The 15,957-nt window shown below is 42.3% G+C and carries 10 protein-coding genes and 2 pseudogenes; 7 read left to right on the forward strand and 5 right to left on the reverse strand.

Going from position 1 to position 15,957, the window contains the following annotated elements:
- Window positions 1–120 precede the first annotated feature (120 nt).
- The gene (locus ACIQ0C_RS14565; RefSeq protein ID WP_403061111.1) at window positions 121–453 is read right to left on the reverse strand and encodes a heme oxygenase; all 333 of its coding nucleotides are present in this window, start codon (window positions 451–453) and stop codon (window positions 121–123) included.
- Window positions 454–745: 292 nt separating this feature from the next.
- Here ACIQ0C_RS14565 and ACIQ0C_RS14570 point away from each other — a divergent pair, with 292 nt between their 5' ends.
- Complete coding sequence (locus ACIQ0C_RS14570; protein ID WP_402835519.1) at window positions 746–2,194, forward strand: DEAD/DEAH box helicase; 1,449 nt, start codon at window positions 746–748, stop codon at window positions 2,192–2,194.
- A 470-nt stretch (window positions 2,195–2,664) separates the two neighbouring features.
- Entirely contained in the window at window positions 2,665–4,716 is a 2,052-nt protein-coding gene (locus ACIQ0C_RS14575) for a catalase (RefSeq protein ID WP_403061114.1), read from the forward strand.
- A 63-nt stretch (window positions 4,717–4,779) separates the two neighbouring features.
- Here the strand turns inward: ACIQ0C_RS14575 and pepT are convergent, their stop codons facing one another.
- The 4 genes and pseudogenes from pepT to ACIQ0C_RS14595 all read right to left on the reverse strand — a co-directional run bounded on the left by pepT (window position 4,780) and on the right by ACIQ0C_RS14595 (window position 9,132).
- Complete coding sequence (gene pepT / locus ACIQ0C_RS14580; RefSeq protein WP_403061117.1) at window positions 4,780–6,015, reverse strand: peptidase T; 1,236 nt, start codon at window positions 6,013–6,015, stop codon at window positions 4,780–4,782.
- Between the two features lie 141 nt (window positions 6,016–6,156).
- A complete protein-coding gene (locus ACIQ0C_RS14585) occupies window positions 6,157–7,620 on the reverse strand; it encodes an alpha-amylase (protein ID WP_402835522.1) in 1,464 nt (487 codons plus the stop codon).
- A 298-nt stretch (window positions 7,621–7,918) separates the two neighbouring features.
- Window positions 7,919–8,410 (reverse strand): annotated as a pseudogene (locus ACIQ0C_RS14590) (DUF4956 domain-containing protein); the annotation flags it as partial.
- Window positions 8,411–8,449: 39 nt separating this feature from the next.
- A pseudogene (locus tag ACIQ0C_RS14595) lies at window positions 8,450–9,132 on the reverse strand (polyphosphate polymerase domain-containing protein).
- Window positions 9,133–9,389: 257 nt separating this feature from the next.
- Here ACIQ0C_RS14595 and ACIQ0C_RS14600 point away from each other — a divergent pair.
- The 5 genes from ACIQ0C_RS14600 to ACIQ0C_RS14620 are packed head-to-tail and all read left to right on the forward strand — an operon-like array spanning window position 9,390 to window position 15,940.
- The gene (locus ACIQ0C_RS14600; RefSeq protein WP_403061120.1) at window positions 9,390–10,742 is read left to right on the forward strand and encodes an aspartate aminotransferase family protein; all 1,353 of its coding nucleotides are present in this window, start codon (window positions 9,390–9,392) and stop codon (window positions 10,740–10,742) included.
- 7 nt (window positions 10,743–10,749) lie between these two features.
- Window positions 10,750–12,258, forward strand: a complete 1,509-nt coding sequence (locus ACIQ0C_RS14605) for a pyridoxal phosphate-dependent decarboxylase family protein (protein WP_403061123.1) — start codon at window positions 10,750–10,752, stop codon at window positions 12,256–12,258.
- 2 nt (window positions 12,259–12,260) lie between these two features.
- On the forward strand, window positions 12,261–14,063 hold the full coding sequence (locus ACIQ0C_RS14610) for an IucA/IucC family protein (RefSeq protein ID WP_402835528.1): 1,803 nt from the start codon (window positions 12,261–12,263) through the stop codon (window positions 14,061–14,063).
- Complete coding sequence (locus ACIQ0C_RS14615) at window positions 14,053–14,637, forward strand: GNAT family N-acetyltransferase (RefSeq protein WP_403061125.1); 585 nt, start codon at window positions 14,053–14,055, stop codon at window positions 14,635–14,637. The genes ACIQ0C_RS14610 and ACIQ0C_RS14615 overlap by 11 nt, the downstream gene beginning before the upstream one ends.
- Complete coding sequence (locus ACIQ0C_RS14620) at window positions 14,612–15,940, forward strand: lysine N(6)-hydroxylase/L-ornithine N(5)-oxygenase family protein (protein WP_403061127.1); 1,329 nt, start codon at window positions 14,612–14,614, stop codon at window positions 15,938–15,940. Before ACIQ0C_RS14615 ends, ACIQ0C_RS14620 begins: the two co-directional genes overlap by 26 nt.
- Window positions 15,941–15,957 lie beyond the last annotated feature (17 nt).

Raw genomic sequence — 15,957 nt, forward strand, 5'->3', positions numbered from 1 at the left:
GGACAGCTTTTAATTTCAACTCTAATGAATATTTTGTCATAAAAAATAGCACCTCCAATTGTTAGATGGTGTCTAACAATTGGGGTGCAGTTCATTTGCGGCCTCTTTTTTGTGATTTCATTATTTAGCTATTTCCTTTACCGAGGCGACTTCATACGTTGTAAGCTCGCTGCCTAGAATTGGAGATTCTTTTTTTGCTTCACCGGAACCTGGTTCAGGCCGTTTATGTGCAGCTTTGAATGCATCGCTATTTCTCCAAGCAGTAAAGTTATCGAGGTTTTTCCAGTACATATTAACGCTCAGTTCATCGTGATCCGTCAAATTCTGCGTTAATAATACTTCAACTTTCACGAAGCCTTCCATAGTATCAAGTGGACCAGGTGCAGTAAATCCTGGGGCCATGACTGCACCCATCCCTTTTTTGACTCTGATTCTATTCGTTACGATTATCATAAATGAGTCCTCCTTTTGGCCATCGGTTTGGAATATACACCCTTTTTTTTCGCAATTTCATACATATTTTAGCATATTGAAAGAAGCAGGGTCCATTTTGATTAACTCGAATCATGAGGCCTAAAGACATTGTTTCAATGAAGACGGACGTTTCATTATATTGAAATAGAACAATTGAATTTGGATATTACAAGGTTTATCGATGCATATCGCGTATAATAGAACTCTGTATAAGGAAATTACGATTATGGAAACAATAAAGCAACATACTAAACAAAAAAGAGGCTGTTATATGAATGAATTGAGTTTTACTGATTATACATTAAGCGATGAAATTGTAAGGGCATTAGAAAGCTTGGGATATCAACGTCCAACCGAAGTCCAGCGTGAGGTTATTCCAGTGGCGCTGAAAAAGCGGGATCTTGTCGTTAAATCGCAAACGGGAAGCGGCAAGACCGCTTCATTCGGCATACCGATCTGCGAAATGGTCGAGTGGGAGGAGAATAAGCCTCAGGCGCTTATTTTAACACCGACACGTGAGCTTGCCGTGCAGGTAAAAGAGGATATTACGAATATAGGCAGATTTAAAAGGATAAAGGCTACTGCAGTTTATGGAAAACATCCATTCGCACTGCAAAAAGCGGAATTGAAACAAAAAAGCCATGTAGTCGTCGGAACGCCGGGGCGTGTTCTTGATCATATCGAGAAAGGGACATTCGCCTTGGAACGCTTAACTCATTTAGTTATTGATGAAGCGGATGAAATGCTGAATATGGGCTTCATCGAACAAGTGGAAGCCATTATTAAGGAGCTTCCGAAAGAAAGAGTAACCATGCTGTTCTCTGCTACATTACCGGAGAGTATAAAAAAGCTATGCAAGCAATATATGAAGGATCCTTTGGATATTGAAATCAAAGCAAAGGGTTTAACGACGGAGAAAATTGACCATGCCCTTATTGAAGTGAAAGAAGATGATAAGTTTTCCCTGCTTAGAGACGTCACCATCACGGAAAACCCCGATAGCTGCATCATTTTCTGCCGGACAAAAGATAGGGTGGACCAAGTATGTGAACAGCTGCTGGAACTGGAATATCCGTGTGACATGATTCACGGCGGCATGCTTCAGGAAGATCGCCTTGCAGTGATGAATGAATTCAGAAGAGGCGAATTCCGCTATTTGGTTGCGACAGATGTTGCTGCCCGTGGAATTGACATCGACAATATAACCCATGTAATTAACTATGACCTGCCATTGGAAAAGGAAAGTTACGTACATCGAACTGGAAGAACGGGCCGTGCCGGTAAAAAAGGAAAAGCCATTACTTTTGTGACGCCGTACGAAGACAAATTCCTTACGGAGATTCAAGGATATATCGGTTTTGAAATCCCTAAGATGGCTGTTCCTTCAAAAGAGGAAGTTTCCAATAAAAAAATGGAATTCGAAGCCAAACTGGAAGCCCGTCCAAAGATCAAAAAAGATAAAAGTGAACAATTGAATAAACAAATCATGAAGCTGTATTTTAATGGCGGCAAGAAAAAGAAGCTCAGGGCTGTGGATTTTGTCGGGACCATCGCAAAGATTGATGGAGTGAATGCAGAGGACATCGGGATCATTACGATCCAGGACAATGTGTCTTATGTGGAAATATTGAATGAAAAGGGACCGCTTGTCTTGAAAGTGATGAAAAATACGAAAGTAAAAGGCAAACTTTTGAAGGTTTCAGAGGCCTTTAAGAACTAAAAGGTGTTGAATGAAAAGAAGCGGGAAGACCGAAAATCGGTCTTCCCGCTTCTTTTTTATATGTTTTTCTTCCCATCCTCATTTTTTCAAAACTGGAACGGGAATTTTTCGACCCATACACAGATGATTCGACCTACCTGGAAAAAATTCGACCTCCCCGGAATAATCCGCCCTCACTGAAATAGTAGTTTTTTTGTTTATGAGGAGGTTAAGATTCTTTCTCTAAATTCTGTTTAACCGCCAAAACTGAGTGGTATATGAGGAAGGATAACGCAATTATTTCGAAACAATAAATACATCTGTTTGTAGAAAAAAGGAATTCTATCTAATTTTAAAACAAAGTTGATTGGAACGTAAGGTGCGAGACTCCTGCGGGAAAAGCGAGTGCCTGGAGTGGAAGTCAACGATCCTGTAGGCAATAAACAACATGAATTAATCTGAATTCTTAGAGAGGGAGGGGAATGAGTGGGATGACGAAAGCAAATGAAAGCGGCGAAAGAATTGATGAGCAAAGTAAGCAGCGGCAGTTGGATCAATATCGAGTGGATGATAATGGGAAAAAGATGACAACTAACCAAGGTTTGCGTGTTTCTGAGGATGAGCATTCTTTGAAAGTGGGAACCCGTGGTCCAACTTTGATGGAGGATTTTCATTTCCGGGAAAAAATGACTCATTTTGACCATGAGCGTATTCCTGAGAGGATTGTCCATGCGCGTGGATCAGGTGCTCATGGATATTTTCAGGTATATGAATCGATGGCCGAATATACAAAAGCCAAGTTCCTGCAAGACCCTTCAGTCAAGACACCAGTATTCGTTCCCCGCGGATCGGCAGACTCGGTCCGTGATGTAAGGGGATTTTCTACAAAGTTTTATACGGAGGAAGGAAACTATGATTTGGTCGGAAATAATATTCCGGTGTTTTTTATCCAGGATGCCATTAAGTTCCCGGATTTAATCCATGCGGTTAAACCGGAGCCTCATAACGAAATTCCTCAGGCCGCATCTGCGCATGATACTTTTTGGGATTTCGTCGCCAACAATGAAGAAACCGCACATATGATCATGTGGCATCTATCTGATAGGGCCATACCGAGAAGTTTCCGGATGATGGAAGGGTTTGGTGTCCACACTTTCCGTTTTGTAAATGAACAAGGCGTGGCCCATTTCGTTAAATTCCATTGGAAGCCTGTACTGGGAGTTAAATCCCTGGTCTGGGATGAGGCACAGAAAATTGCAGGGAAGAATCCTGATTTTCACCGCCAAGATCTATGGGAAGCGATAGATACCGGAAACTATCCTGAATTTGAATTTGGCGTCCAAATGATTAAGGAAGAAGATGAATTTAAATTCGAGTTTGATATCCTTGATCCTACTAAACTATGGCCGGAAGAACAAATTCCGGTTAAAATAATCGGAAAAATGGTTTTGAACCAAAATACGGATAACTTTTTTGCAGAGACGGAACAGATAGCTTTCCATCCGGGGCATGTTGTACCGGGTATTGATTTTTCAAATGATCCGCTGCTCCAGGGACGTTTATTCTCATACACCGATACCCAGCTATCCAGATTGGGAGGACCGAACTTCCATGAGCTTCCGATTAATAGGACGCTTGCCCCTGTTCATAATAATCAGCGCGACGGCATGCACCGAATGTCAATAAATCCAGGGCCGGTCAGCTACCACAAAAATTCCCTTGCAGGCAACTCTCCTGAACCTGCTTCGGAAGGGGAAGGCGGCTATGCTCATTACCAGGAAAAGGTCGATGGCAGGAAGGTCCGGCAGCGCAGTGAAAGCTTCAAGGATCATTACAGCCAGGCTAAACTATTTTGGAATAGCATGACGGAAGTGGAGAAGGAACATATTATTCAGGCTTTCCACTTTGAAGTGGGAAAAGTGAAAAGTAAGGACGTTCAGCAGCAAATTGTCGAGATGTTCAGCAATGTGGATGTTGAACTGGCCAAAACGATCGCCATTGGAGTGGGCGTGAATCCCCCAGCCAACAATAGTGAGGTTAAAATGGACTTGGCTTCTCCGGCTTTAAGCCAGGAGCAAATGAAAGTGAACACGGCCGCAACAAGAAAAGTGGCAATCTTGGCTGCGGATGGTTTCAACGGTTCAGAGGTTAATTCAGTCTTGGAGTCATTTAAATCGGCAGGTATAACGGCTGAATTCATCAGTCATAATCGTGGAGTGGTTACAAGTTCTGAAGGAGAGCAGGTCGAGGTGAATCAGACATTCCTGACAGCCGATTCGGTACTTTTCGATGCTGTATATGTGGCAGGAGGCCAGGAGAGTGTCGATGCTCTAAAGGCATCCAAGGTACCCATCTACTTTGTTGATGAAGCCTACAATCATTTTAAAGCAATTGGTGCGGGAAAAGAAGGAGCCGAGATCTTATCGAGGGCAGGCATCGTTTCCGATGATCTAGCTTCAGGCATTGTAGCTGTTACGGATAAAAATAGCGGTTCTGCCTTTATCGAGGCAATTGCCAAGCACCGTCACTGGAAACGCGTTTAATATCTATTGAAAAACCCCCAGACTTGAAGTCAGGGGGTTTTTCAATAGATATTTCGTATCAAGCTACTTTGCCTTTTCTTCAAAAAGTGATGCAATGCCAACAATCACCTTAGTGGCCAGTATCATATTATCGACGGAAATAAATTCATATTTGCCGTGAAAGTTCTCCCCGCCCGTAAAGATGTTGGGTGTCGGCAGGCCCATATACGATAATTGAGAACCATCCGTACCACCTCGTATTGGTGAGATTTGCGGTTTTATATCGAGTTTCTCCATTGCTTCATGGGCAATATCCACGATTTCCTTCACGGGCTCAATTTTTTCCTTCATGTTGAAGTATTGGTCGTGTAATTCGAGCTGGATACGGTTTTGCCCATATTTTTCTTTTAAATCTTCGATTACTTTTATTATATATTCCTTGCGTTCATTGAATTTTTGGCGGTCGAAATCCCTGATGATGTAAGAAAGTTTGGTCTCTTCCACATCACCGTGAAATGAAAGCAGATGATAAAATCCTTCGTAACCTTCCGTATATTCCGGTGCTTCTGCCACTGGGAGCTTATTATGGAATTCCATGGCGATTTTTGCCGAATTCACCATTTTTCCTTTAGCCGTACCGGGGTGAATGTTCGTCCCTTTGATCAGGATTTTGGCCGATGCTGCATTGAAGCTCTCATATTCAAGCTCTCCAAGTGGGCCACCGTCCACGGTGTAAGCAAATTGGGCATCAAAGGCATTTACATCAAACTTATGGGGTCCCCTGCCGATTTCCTCATCGGGAGTAAAAGCAACACGGATTTTTCCATGCTTGATTTCCGGATGCTGGATCAAATAATCCATGGCAGTCATGATTTCGGCAATTCCTGCCTTATTATCTGCTCCTAACAGGGTTGTCCCATCCGTTGTAATCAAGGTATGCCCTTTATAGTTCTTAAGCGAAGGAAAATCATCAGGTGAAAGAATGACATCCAATTTTTCATGTAAAGTAAGATCTTTTCCATCATAGTTATCAACGATTTGCGGTTTTACATCTTTTCCGGTAAAATCCGTTGCTGTATCGACATGGGCCAAGAAACCGATTGTCGGGACATCCTTACTTGAATTGGCTGGCAAGGTTGCCATGACATAGCCGTTCGAATCAATAGTCACTTCCGTCATCCCAATGGATTGAAGTTCCTTGACCAATGCATTTGCCAAGGTCAGTTGTCCGGGTGTAGAGGGACATGAGGGATTTTCCTCATTCGATTGGGTATCCACTTTCACATAAGAAGTGAATCTTTCAATGATTTCATTTTTCATTTTTCCTTCAACTCCTTTTTCCCTAATCTTACCATGATTGACCGCAATGGAAAAATTATCTTTTTTAAAAATCTCCTAGGGTGGTGTCATCGCAAAGAACGGCATATCTGCAAGCGACATGCCGTTCATTGCTATCCCTTTTTAAAGTGGATTGTTCAAGGCCCATACGGATACGCTTTTCCCATGAACGGGGAAGGTAGCGAAACCATCTTCTTCAATGGTAATGTGGTCATCTTTATGACAAGTTAAATCAATCCAGATTTCACCAGCACGATGTTCACCGACGAACATCCTTTTTTCACTGTTGTGATCTCCATTGGAGATAATGACGGCACACCCGGAGCCTTCTAGCTCTTCAACTCCGTGCCGGACCCAGCCTATCGTATTTGGATCATCAAAGTAGTCAGTCTGTTCTCCGTAAGCTTTTTCATACCTAGCATATAGTAGGCGATCCAGGATATCCTTTTTCCCAGGCACGGGAGAAGGTCCGCCGATTCCATAATAGTCCCCGTAAAAGACACACGGATAACCGCAAAGTCTAAGCAGGGTAAGTGCATATGCCGATGGTTTGAACCAGTCCTTTACCCAGGACTCCAGTGATTCATGAGGCTGGGAGTCATGGTTGTCGACAAAAGTGACGGCCTGTGCCGGATTGGTTTGGACGAGGGTATCATCAAAGATGGTTGAGAGGTCGAAGTCTGTTCCTGCTTTTGAGGCCTCATGAAATTTATAATGCAGGGAAACATCGAACAAGTTGAGGTCATGATTGGTTTGCTCTAAGTAAGTTTGACAAGCTTTAACATCCGCCTTCCAAAATTCGCCGACCATGAAGAAATGTTCCTTTGTATAAGGAATGAGTTCTTGGAGAAATTCATTGATGAATTCATAATCGATATGTTTAACGGCGTCCAAACGAAAACCATCACACTTTAACGTATCAACCATCCATTTTCCCCAGCTAATCATTTCCTGACGAACTTCCGGCAGGCTGTAATCGATGTTGGCAAACATTAAATAATCATAGTTTCCGAATTCATCGATGACATGCGGATTCCAGTGCTTATTTTCGCCTGTGATTCGAAATACACCCATTTTGTCGTGTTCGGCATCATAGTCTGTACCATTAAAGTGAGTATGGTTCCACTTAAAGTCAGAGTATTTATTTTTACGGCCCGGAAAATCGAATTTTGTCCAGCCTTCCATTTCAAATGGTTCTGAGATATCTTCCATCCGGTTGTCTGGATTGACTTCAATCACTTCAAATTTTTCGGTTCCATCAGCTCCTGCTTTATGGTTCATGACTAAATCGATATAAACGCAAAGTCCGTAGTTATGGCAAGTGGCTATTGCTTGCAGCAATTCATCTTTGGTCCCGTATTTGGTACGAACAGTTCCTTTTTGGTCAAATTCCCCCAAATCGTAACCGTCATATATTCCATATCCATTATCCCCAACGGATTGCCCTTTGGTAACTGGCGGAAGCCAAACACAGTCAATTCCTATATCCTTCAACTTGGAGGCTGCATATTTCAATCTTTCCCAATGAGAACCATCTGCCTCAAGATGCCACTCAAAAAATTGCATCATCGTATGATTTCTTTTCATCCGTTTCCCCCCTGACACCGATCCGATTTTAACAAAAGTGAAACTAATGCAATCAGATAAAGTAATAATGGAAATCTTTACCCACTAAAATCAAATGATAAACAAGTGAACAACCCTCTTGATTGAGGTTCATTTACCTCTCTATTTTACTATTTTATACCAGATAAGGGTATTTTATATTGATTGGCAGCTAAAAATTAATCAAATGTGGAGGAATAACCCGGAAAAGGCTATACGCCAATTCAAAAAAGGCATCCCGGATTTTAGGGATACCTCAGCTTTTCGTAAGTCTATTATCGTTTTTTGATGCATCTGAATATTTAACGATTAATAAAAATGGATTTTCAACAGTGATCCGGTTGGCAAATATGAGCATCACAATACCTATTAAAATGGCATCAATGATAACCAGCGGAATTAATCCTGCCCTGCATAAAATCCCGGAAACCGCTGCCCAGAATAGGAAGACCAAGTCCATGGGATCTTTGATAGGCGTTCTGAACCGTACGATGGAGAGGGCACCGACCATACCAAGGGAGATAACGATATTAGTTGATATGCCCATGATGATCAAAGCAGTGGCCATTGTCAAGATGATCAGGGAAATATTGGAATTGTGTGAGTGCATCACACCGGAAAAGGTCTTCTTATAAATGACGTAAATGAACAATCCGATGGCAAATGCCAACAGTAATCCAATTAGGGAGTCGATGATTGAAAAGCTCTCGGTCTTGTCCAAAAAGCTTGATTGGAAAATATCATTAAAAGTGGTGCTAGTTGCCGGTCGTATCCATTTGCTATTCCTCCAAATATTATATGTTTGCTGCAATCAGCCGTATCTTCTGCTTAGTTGATATTTTGAAAAAGCTGTTTTTCTAGTATCGATGATGGATAACAATTGTTTGATGATATCCGGAAGAAATTCGTCGAATTTTATTTCCAGGATGACACAATCTGGGTCTAAAGCATCAACCACGATTAATTCGGGATTCAGGAAGTCCGTATCCCGATAGCTCGTTTTCACATTACTGTCAAAGGTGACCCGCACATTTCCGTACTCATAGATGAATACCTCCCTTTCATAGTCAACGACGGTTGTCGGCTTGATTTGGAAAAGGGTCATTTGCACATATAAGTCCCTAAGGATATACCTTGAATCCCCGGACATCCAATCAATATCCCCTGAACGAATCCGTTCGTATTCTCTAGCAGAAAGCCTGCACTTCTGTTTATAGGTAAGGTTATTCCGCTTACTCTTTTTTCTAGATTGATGAAATCGGTATCATGATCATAAAATCTAGCCCTGAACTTATCCCTGTGATAAAATCCCTCTGTTTTTTGCCGCAGGATTTTATTGTCAAAGTTATCGAAATAGACACTTCGAATTAAATATTTCCCATCCAGCCCATGGGGATCAAGCCTCATGAAGTTTTTTAGGTTTTTTCTTAATAAATGGCAATCCGCTTTGGTGATTGCATGTTTGAGTTCCCGCCTTCCCTTTAAACCATTCATTGTTGTTCCTCCTTTTCCTTGATTTTTGGATGCATTCACCTTATTAACAGAATCTTTAATAAAACCTTAAGAACATTTTTATATTCAATAGATAAATAGAGACCAGGCCCCAGTTTTAACCTTTTCTTAATTTTATTGGAATTTAATAGAAGAAAAATGAGTGAATTTACTCATTGAGAATAATTATCATTATCATTAGAATAGGTTACACGATAATGATAATTATTCTCAATCAATTCAATACATGGAGGTTAACTATGATAACGAACATGCTTACAAAAAATGACCAACTATTGGAACAACAAAATACAAGGGAATCGAATGCCCGATCTTATCCTAGAAGATTACCCATGGCGATCGATCAAGCAGAGGGAATTTACCTGACAGACATGGATGGAAAACGATATATTGATTTTCTTGCCGGGGCTGGAACATTAGCGCTCGGACACAATCATCCGGCAGTGCTTGAAGCAATGGAAAAAGTTCTTAAGGATAAACGTCCTTTACATACATTGGACTTTACGACGCCGATCAAAGAGCAGTTCGTCGATGAAATTTTTGAATGCCTGCCAGAGGAATTCAGGAAAAATGCAAAAATCCAATTCTGCGGTCCTACTGGCGGAGATGCCATCGAGGCAGCACTTAAACTGGTCAAAACAGCGACAGGCAACAGAAGCATTTTATCTTTCCAAGGAGCTTACCACGGGGCAACGCATGCAACCATGTCAATCAGCGGCAATACAAAACCAAAGGAAAAAATACAAGGGTTAATGCCAGATGTGCAATTCCTGCCGTATCCCTATCAATATCGCTGTCCCTTCGGAATAGGCGGAGAAGAAAGCCATAAAATCAGCAGCCAGTATATCGAAAATCTATTGAATGATCCCGAATCAGGATTATTGGCACCTGCAGGGATGATTTTGGAGGCAGTGCAAGGCGAGGGAGGTTCCATTCCAGCTCCAATTCCATGGCTTAAGGAAATCAGAAGAATAACGAAAGAGAAGGGCATTCCGCTAATTATCGACGAAGTTCAATCAGGTATCGGCCGTACAGGGAAGATGTTTGCCTTTGAACATGCAGGTATCGTTCCGGATGTTCTTGTACTATCCAAAGCAATAGGCGGAAGTCTTCCATTATCGGTGGTGATTTATAACAAAGAGCTGGACCTATGGTCACCAGGTGCACATATCGGTACGTTCCGCGGAAATCAAATGGCAATGGCAGCAGGAACAGCTACTTTAAAATACATGAAAGAGACGAATCTTGTGGAGCATGCCGCTAAAATGGGGGAAATCTTAAAGGATATTCTTAAAGATTTGCAAAAAGATATTAAGCAGATCGGCGATGTCAGGGGCCGTGGATTAATGGTCGGTGTAGAGATGATCAATCATGAAGAACCGCAAAATGCGAATGGAAGCCATCCTGCTGATTCGCAACTTGCCAGTGCCATTCAACAGGAATGTTTTCAAAGAGGGCTGATTCTGGAAGTTGGCGGCAGACATGGAAGTGTAGTGAGGTTCTTGCCTCCACTGATCGTAACGGAATCCCAGCTTCGCGAGGCCACTGCAATTTTTGAACAAGCTGTTCGTGCAGCTGTTGCAAGAGGGTGAATGATCAATGATCGAAATGATAAATAAAACGGACTTTGCTTATTCTCAGATGTTCTTGAATAACGAAGAAGGTTTCAATAACTACAGCCAGTCATTAAAAATCATTGAAAAAAAGCTGACCAACTTTTTAAAGGGGAATAATTCACCATACTCTGGGAAAAAACCGTATGAAATCGAAGCAAGGTTAAGCGGGCTGCTCCCCGCTTCCCTAAAAGGGGAGTCAATGGAAGCAGTGGCGGATGAGCTGGCAGAGTTTGTTATCAATGACAGCATCAATGTACAAAGCCCTGCATGTATCGGACATTTGCATTGCCCGACATTAATACCTGCCGTTGCTGCCGAAATGGTTATTGGTACGTTGAATCAATCCATGGATTCATGGGACCAAAGCTCGTCGGCAACCTTCGTTGAAGAACGTTTAATAGATTGGCTGTGCAGCCAGGTAGGGTTACCGGAACAAGCGGATGGGATTTTCACAAGCGGTGGAACCCAATCTAATTATATGGGCCTGCTACTGGCAAGGGACGCTTATTGTAAGCGTTTCTGGGGTGTTGACGTTCAAAAGCAGGGCTTGCCGGCCGAGGCGAATAAATTGCGGATTTTATGCTCTGAGGCTGCCCACTTTACGGTTCGGAAGTCGGCGGCACAGCTGGGGCTTGGTGAACAGGCTGTAATCACGATTAAAACGGATGCAAATCACCGTTTGTCCATGGACGAATTAAATCATCAATTGCTGCTTTTGGAGAAACAGGGTTTACTGCCATTTGCCATCGTTGCAACTTGTGGGACAACGGATTTTGGTTCAATCGATCCATTACACGAATTGTCCGAAGCTGCAAGGAAGAATGGGATATGGCTGCATGTGGACGCCGCATATGGAGGCGCGATGATTCTAAGTAAGGATTACAAAGACTTAATCAGCGGAATTGAACGGGCCGACTCGATTACGGTTGATTTTCACAAATTATTCTATCAACCCATCAGTTGTGGTGCTTTTCTTGTCTCTGACAGCAACTCATTTCAATATATCCAGCATCACGCAGATTACTTGAATCCACAGGAAGATGAAGCGGAGGGCATGGTTCACTTAGTCAATAAATCGGTTCAAACGACGAGAAGGTTCGATGCACTGAAGCTTTGGATGTCCTTGAAGGTCGTTGGACTGGATACCTTTGCCGAAATGATCGATTATACTTGTCACCTTGCACGTGAGGTGGCTGTGAAGATCGATAAAGAGGAAGGATTCACAGTATTGAATAAAGATCCTGAATTGAATGCGGTTGTATTCCGTTATAATCCCGAAGGAGAAAGTGATCAGTTAGTAAATCTATTAAATAAACAGATTCAGCAAGAATTACTGAAAAGCGGACGGGCATTTTTAGCAAAAACACGTTTTGAAGGACAGGTATATTTAAAAATGACACTATTGAATCCAATGACAAGGCTTGAACACATAGAGGACATTTTAGACGAAATTCGAGTATTAGGTGAAATGTTCAAGATGATGGAGGAATGAAGATGAATGGTAAGCAAATAGCTGAAAGGGCGACGATGCAAAGCTTTCTGAATTGCTATTTCCGGGAAACCGGAAATTGCAGTTTAGATGAAACGAAGAACTGGCCGAATTTGGGAGGGTCCATTCCGGATTCATTGATGGTCAGTAAGCTCATATCCCAAGATATTGCATTGCTTGTTCCGCTTAAATACTGGTCGGAAACGGGGCGTCATATTTTCCACTTCCCGGTTTACTATCAAACGGGATCCAAACAAGTACATGAATTAGATTACGTGACAATGGTCTCGATTGTTTCTAAAGAATTATTGAATGAGCAGGGCCGGACGGATAGTGAAGATGAATTGATGCTGCGTGTCATCCTAAGCAGCCAAAATATTCAACGGTATGTTGAAGCCAGGACGGAAGACGTCGATGCCCTTCAAAGTCCCGATTTCACCTACATCGAAGCAGAGCAGTCACTTTTATTCGGGCACCTGTTCCACCCGACACCTAAAAGCAAGCAAGGCATTTCAGAAAAAGAAGAATGGATCTATTCCCCCGAATTAAAAGGTCAGTTTCAGCTGCACTACTTCCTGGCAGAACCTTCGATTGTCATCCAGGATTCCAGTGAAGTCCGATCGGCAAGTGAGATCATTAAACAGGAGTTAGCCGGTGACTTGGAGATATCCAGTGAATTCCGTCGGACGTATTGCCAAAAGGAAAGCCGGTATATCATCATTCCGGCACACCCGCTCCAGGCAAAAGTGCTTATCGAAAAAGAAGAGGTCAAGAGGCTAATCGAGCAAGGAACACTAGTTTATGCAGGACCGCTTGGGAAAAAATTCACTGCCACCTCTTCATTTAGAACGGTATATAGTGCCACATCGAGATATATGTACAAATTTTCAGTTCCGGTTAAAATCACGAATTCCTTACGTGCAAATCTGCAAAAGGAATTAGATCGTGGTGTCGAAATTGCAAAATTAATAGATTCTAAAGTGGGCGACGATCTAAAAGAACGGCATCCCTCCTTCCGTATCATCAAGGACCCTGCTTACTTAACGATTAAAACGACCGAGCAAGAATCGGGATTCGATGTTGATATCCGGGAAAATCCTTTTTTTGAAAACGATAAACAAGCAAGCCTGATTGCCGGCTTATGTCAGGATAATGCCTATGGGGCACCATCAAGACTTGGGGCGATCATCCGCAAATTATCAGCTGATGAAGACCGCAGTACCGAAGAAGTTAGTAAGGATTGGTTCAAAACCTATCTGTCAATGACATTGAAACCGATGCTTTGGCTATTCGAAGAGTATGGAATCGTTTTGGAAGCCCATCAACAAAATTCCATCATTCAACTTCAAGATGGGTATCCAGCCGCTTTTTATTATCGTGATAATCAAGGGTATTACTATTGTGAGTCCAAAGTGGACAGGCTACTGAAGATCCTGCCTGAACTAAGTGAAAAAAGCTTCACGATTTGTTCTGATGAAGTCGCTGAAGAAAGACTGCAATACTATTTCTTTTTTAATCACTTATTAGGCCTAATCAATAATTTTGGAACGGAAGGATTAGTATCAGAGAACAAACTGTTACAGCTCGTTCAGGAACAACTGGAAACATGCAGCAGGGATAGCGAAGATGAAGGGTTGAATCGAGTTGTTTCAAAGTTGCTTCATGACCGGGAATTAACTTGTAAGGCTAATTTACTGACACGATTCCATGATATGGATGAGCTTGTTGGTTCACTTGAGACACAATCCGTTTATACAACGATTGATAATCCGTTTGCGCAGGGGGTTATGGCCGTCCATGAAAAATAGTTATGAAGAAATGCTCAAGGACTGCAATAAACAGCTTTCATTTGTCAAAGTTGAATTTGAGAGGGATTTGAATACACTGCATAAATGGATGCATGAAGATCATGTGATACCCTACTGGAATTTGAATTTCACAAAAGAAAAATTCGCTGTTCATTTAAAAAAGGCATTGGCTGATACACACCAAACACTTTATTTAGGCTGTTTGGACTCCATTCCCATGAGCTATTGGGAATCGTATTGGGTAAATGGCGATATCATCGAAGGTTATTATGAATCCGAAGAGGGAGATCAAGGCATTCATTTACTCATTGGTGATCCGGACTATCTAGGAAAAGGACTGGCTTTGCCGTTTTTACGTGCAATGGTGAAATTCCAACTACTGACTTCAACCACAAACAAAGTGATGGCTGAACCGGATATCAGGAATGCAAAGATGATCCATTTATTTGAAAAATGCGGGTTTACCCCAATTAAAGAGATTGAACTCCCAGACAAAACAGCATTGCTTATGTCATGCACACGGGGGAATTTCGAGAGGAAGTGGAACTATGGAGAAGCAACAATCTATCTATGACCTGGTAGGGATAGGGATTGGTCCCTTTAATCTGGGACTTGCGGCCCTTTTGGAGAAAACCCCGGAGTTGAATGCCGTCTTTTTTGAGAAAAAGCGGGAATTTAATTGGCATGAAGGGATGCTGTTGGAAGGGACGACTCTGCAAGTGCCATTCTTTGCCGATCTAGTTAGCATGGCAGATGTGACAAGCCCATATAGTTACCTGAATTATTTACAGCAGCATGATCGGCTGTATCATTTCTACTTCCTTGAAAAATTCTTGATTCCACGAAAAGAATATAACGACTATTGCCGCTGGGCTGCCAATCAACTTGATAGCTGCCGTTTTGGAAAAGCGGTGGAGGCGGTTGAATATATAGGGGATCAAGGTGAACCCTGCTATCAAATCAGTGTAAGGGATGTACAAACACAAAAGATCGAAGTCTATTATAGCCGTCATGTAGTCATGGGAATTGGCAGCTCCCCGACTGTTCCATCGGCCTTTCAGCCATATATGGGAGAGAGCATCCTGCATTCGGCCGATTATTTACGGAATAAAGAAAACGTCTTAAAGAAAAAATCCGTAACGGTTGTCGGATCTGGACAGAGTGCAGCCGAGGTCTTTCTGGATTTGCTTAATGAGCAGGAGGAATATGGCTACCAGCTAAACTGGTATACAAGATCCAAGGGATTTTTCCCTATGGAATATTCAAAACTCGGGTTGGAATACTTCACTCCAGATTACCTTGATTTCTTTTATCGGCTGCCGCAGGAAAAGAAAGATGAAATCCTGCCGAAACAGGATTTATTGTATAAAGGGATCAGTGCTACGACAATTGCAGCGATTTTTGACAAGATGTATGAAAAATCGATTGGAAATGCCGAACTTTCTATTGAACTTCGGGCCATGACGGAAGTTACGGCAGTTACCCCCGCTGAAAATGGCTGGGAATTGAAATGCCGACAGTGGGTAGAAGATAGCGAATTTGATGTTGACACAGAGGCAATTGTTTTTGGGACGGGCTATAAATCAACCCTTCCGGCATTCCTTGAAACCATGGAGGACCATTTAGTCCGCGATGACTTGGGGCGTCTTGCAATAACGAAAGACTATAAGGTAGGAACGGCCATCTCTACACCGAATCACCTTTTTATCCAAAATGGCGAGATACATACACATGGTGTGGGTGCTCCGGATCTAGGCTTGGGGGCATTCAGAAACTCGATTATCATCAATCAATTGGCAGGTAAAGAAGTTTATCCATCGAAGCCAAAGGGTGCATTTCAGTCATTCCGTGTAAAAACACCCGTGATGGCTTACTAAGAAAAGGGAAGGGGAGA

Source organism: Peribacillus sp. NPDC096448 (assembly GCF_044762675.1).
Taxonomy (GTDB): Bacteria; Bacillota; Bacilli; order Bacillales; family DSM-1321; genus Peribacillus; species Peribacillus frigoritolerans_B.

Bases quoted from the DNA above. Each gene is read 5' to 3' on its own strand.
- ACIQ0C_RS14565 (WP_403061111.1), bottom strand. From the start codon at position 453: ATGATAATCGTAACGAATAGAATCAGAGTCAAAAAAGGGATGGGTGCA.
- ACIQ0C_RS14570 (WP_402835519.1), top strand. From the start codon at position 746: ATGAATGAATTGAGTTTTACTGATTATACATTAAGCGATGAAATTGTA.
- ACIQ0C_RS14575 (WP_403061114.1), top strand. From the start codon at position 2,665: ATGACGAAAGCAAATGAAAGCGGCGAAAGAATTGATGAGCAAAGTAAG.
- pepT (WP_403061117.1), bottom strand. From the start codon at position 6,015: ATGAAAAATGAAATCATTGAAAGATTCACTTCTTATGTGAAAGTGGAT.
- ACIQ0C_RS14585 (WP_402835522.1), bottom strand. From the start codon at position 7,620: ATGAAAAGAAATCATACGATGATGCAATTTTTTGAGTGGCATCTTGAG.
- ACIQ0C_RS14600 (WP_403061120.1), top strand. From the start codon at position 9,390: ATGATAACGAACATGCTTACAAAAAATGACCAACTATTGGAACAACAA.
- ACIQ0C_RS14605 (WP_403061123.1), top strand. From the start codon at position 10,750: ATGATCGAAATGATAAATAAAACGGACTTTGCTTATTCTCAGATGTTC.
- ACIQ0C_RS14610 (WP_402835528.1), top strand. From the start codon at position 12,261: ATGAATGGTAAGCAAATAGCTGAAAGGGCGACGATGCAAAGCTTTCTG.
- ACIQ0C_RS14615 (WP_403061125.1), top strand. From the start codon at position 14,053: ATGAAAAATAGTTATGAAGAAATGCTCAAGGACTGCAATAAACAGCTT.
- ACIQ0C_RS14620 (WP_403061127.1), top strand. From the start codon at position 14,612: ATGGAGAAGCAACAATCTATCTATGACCTGGTAGGGATAGGGATTGGT.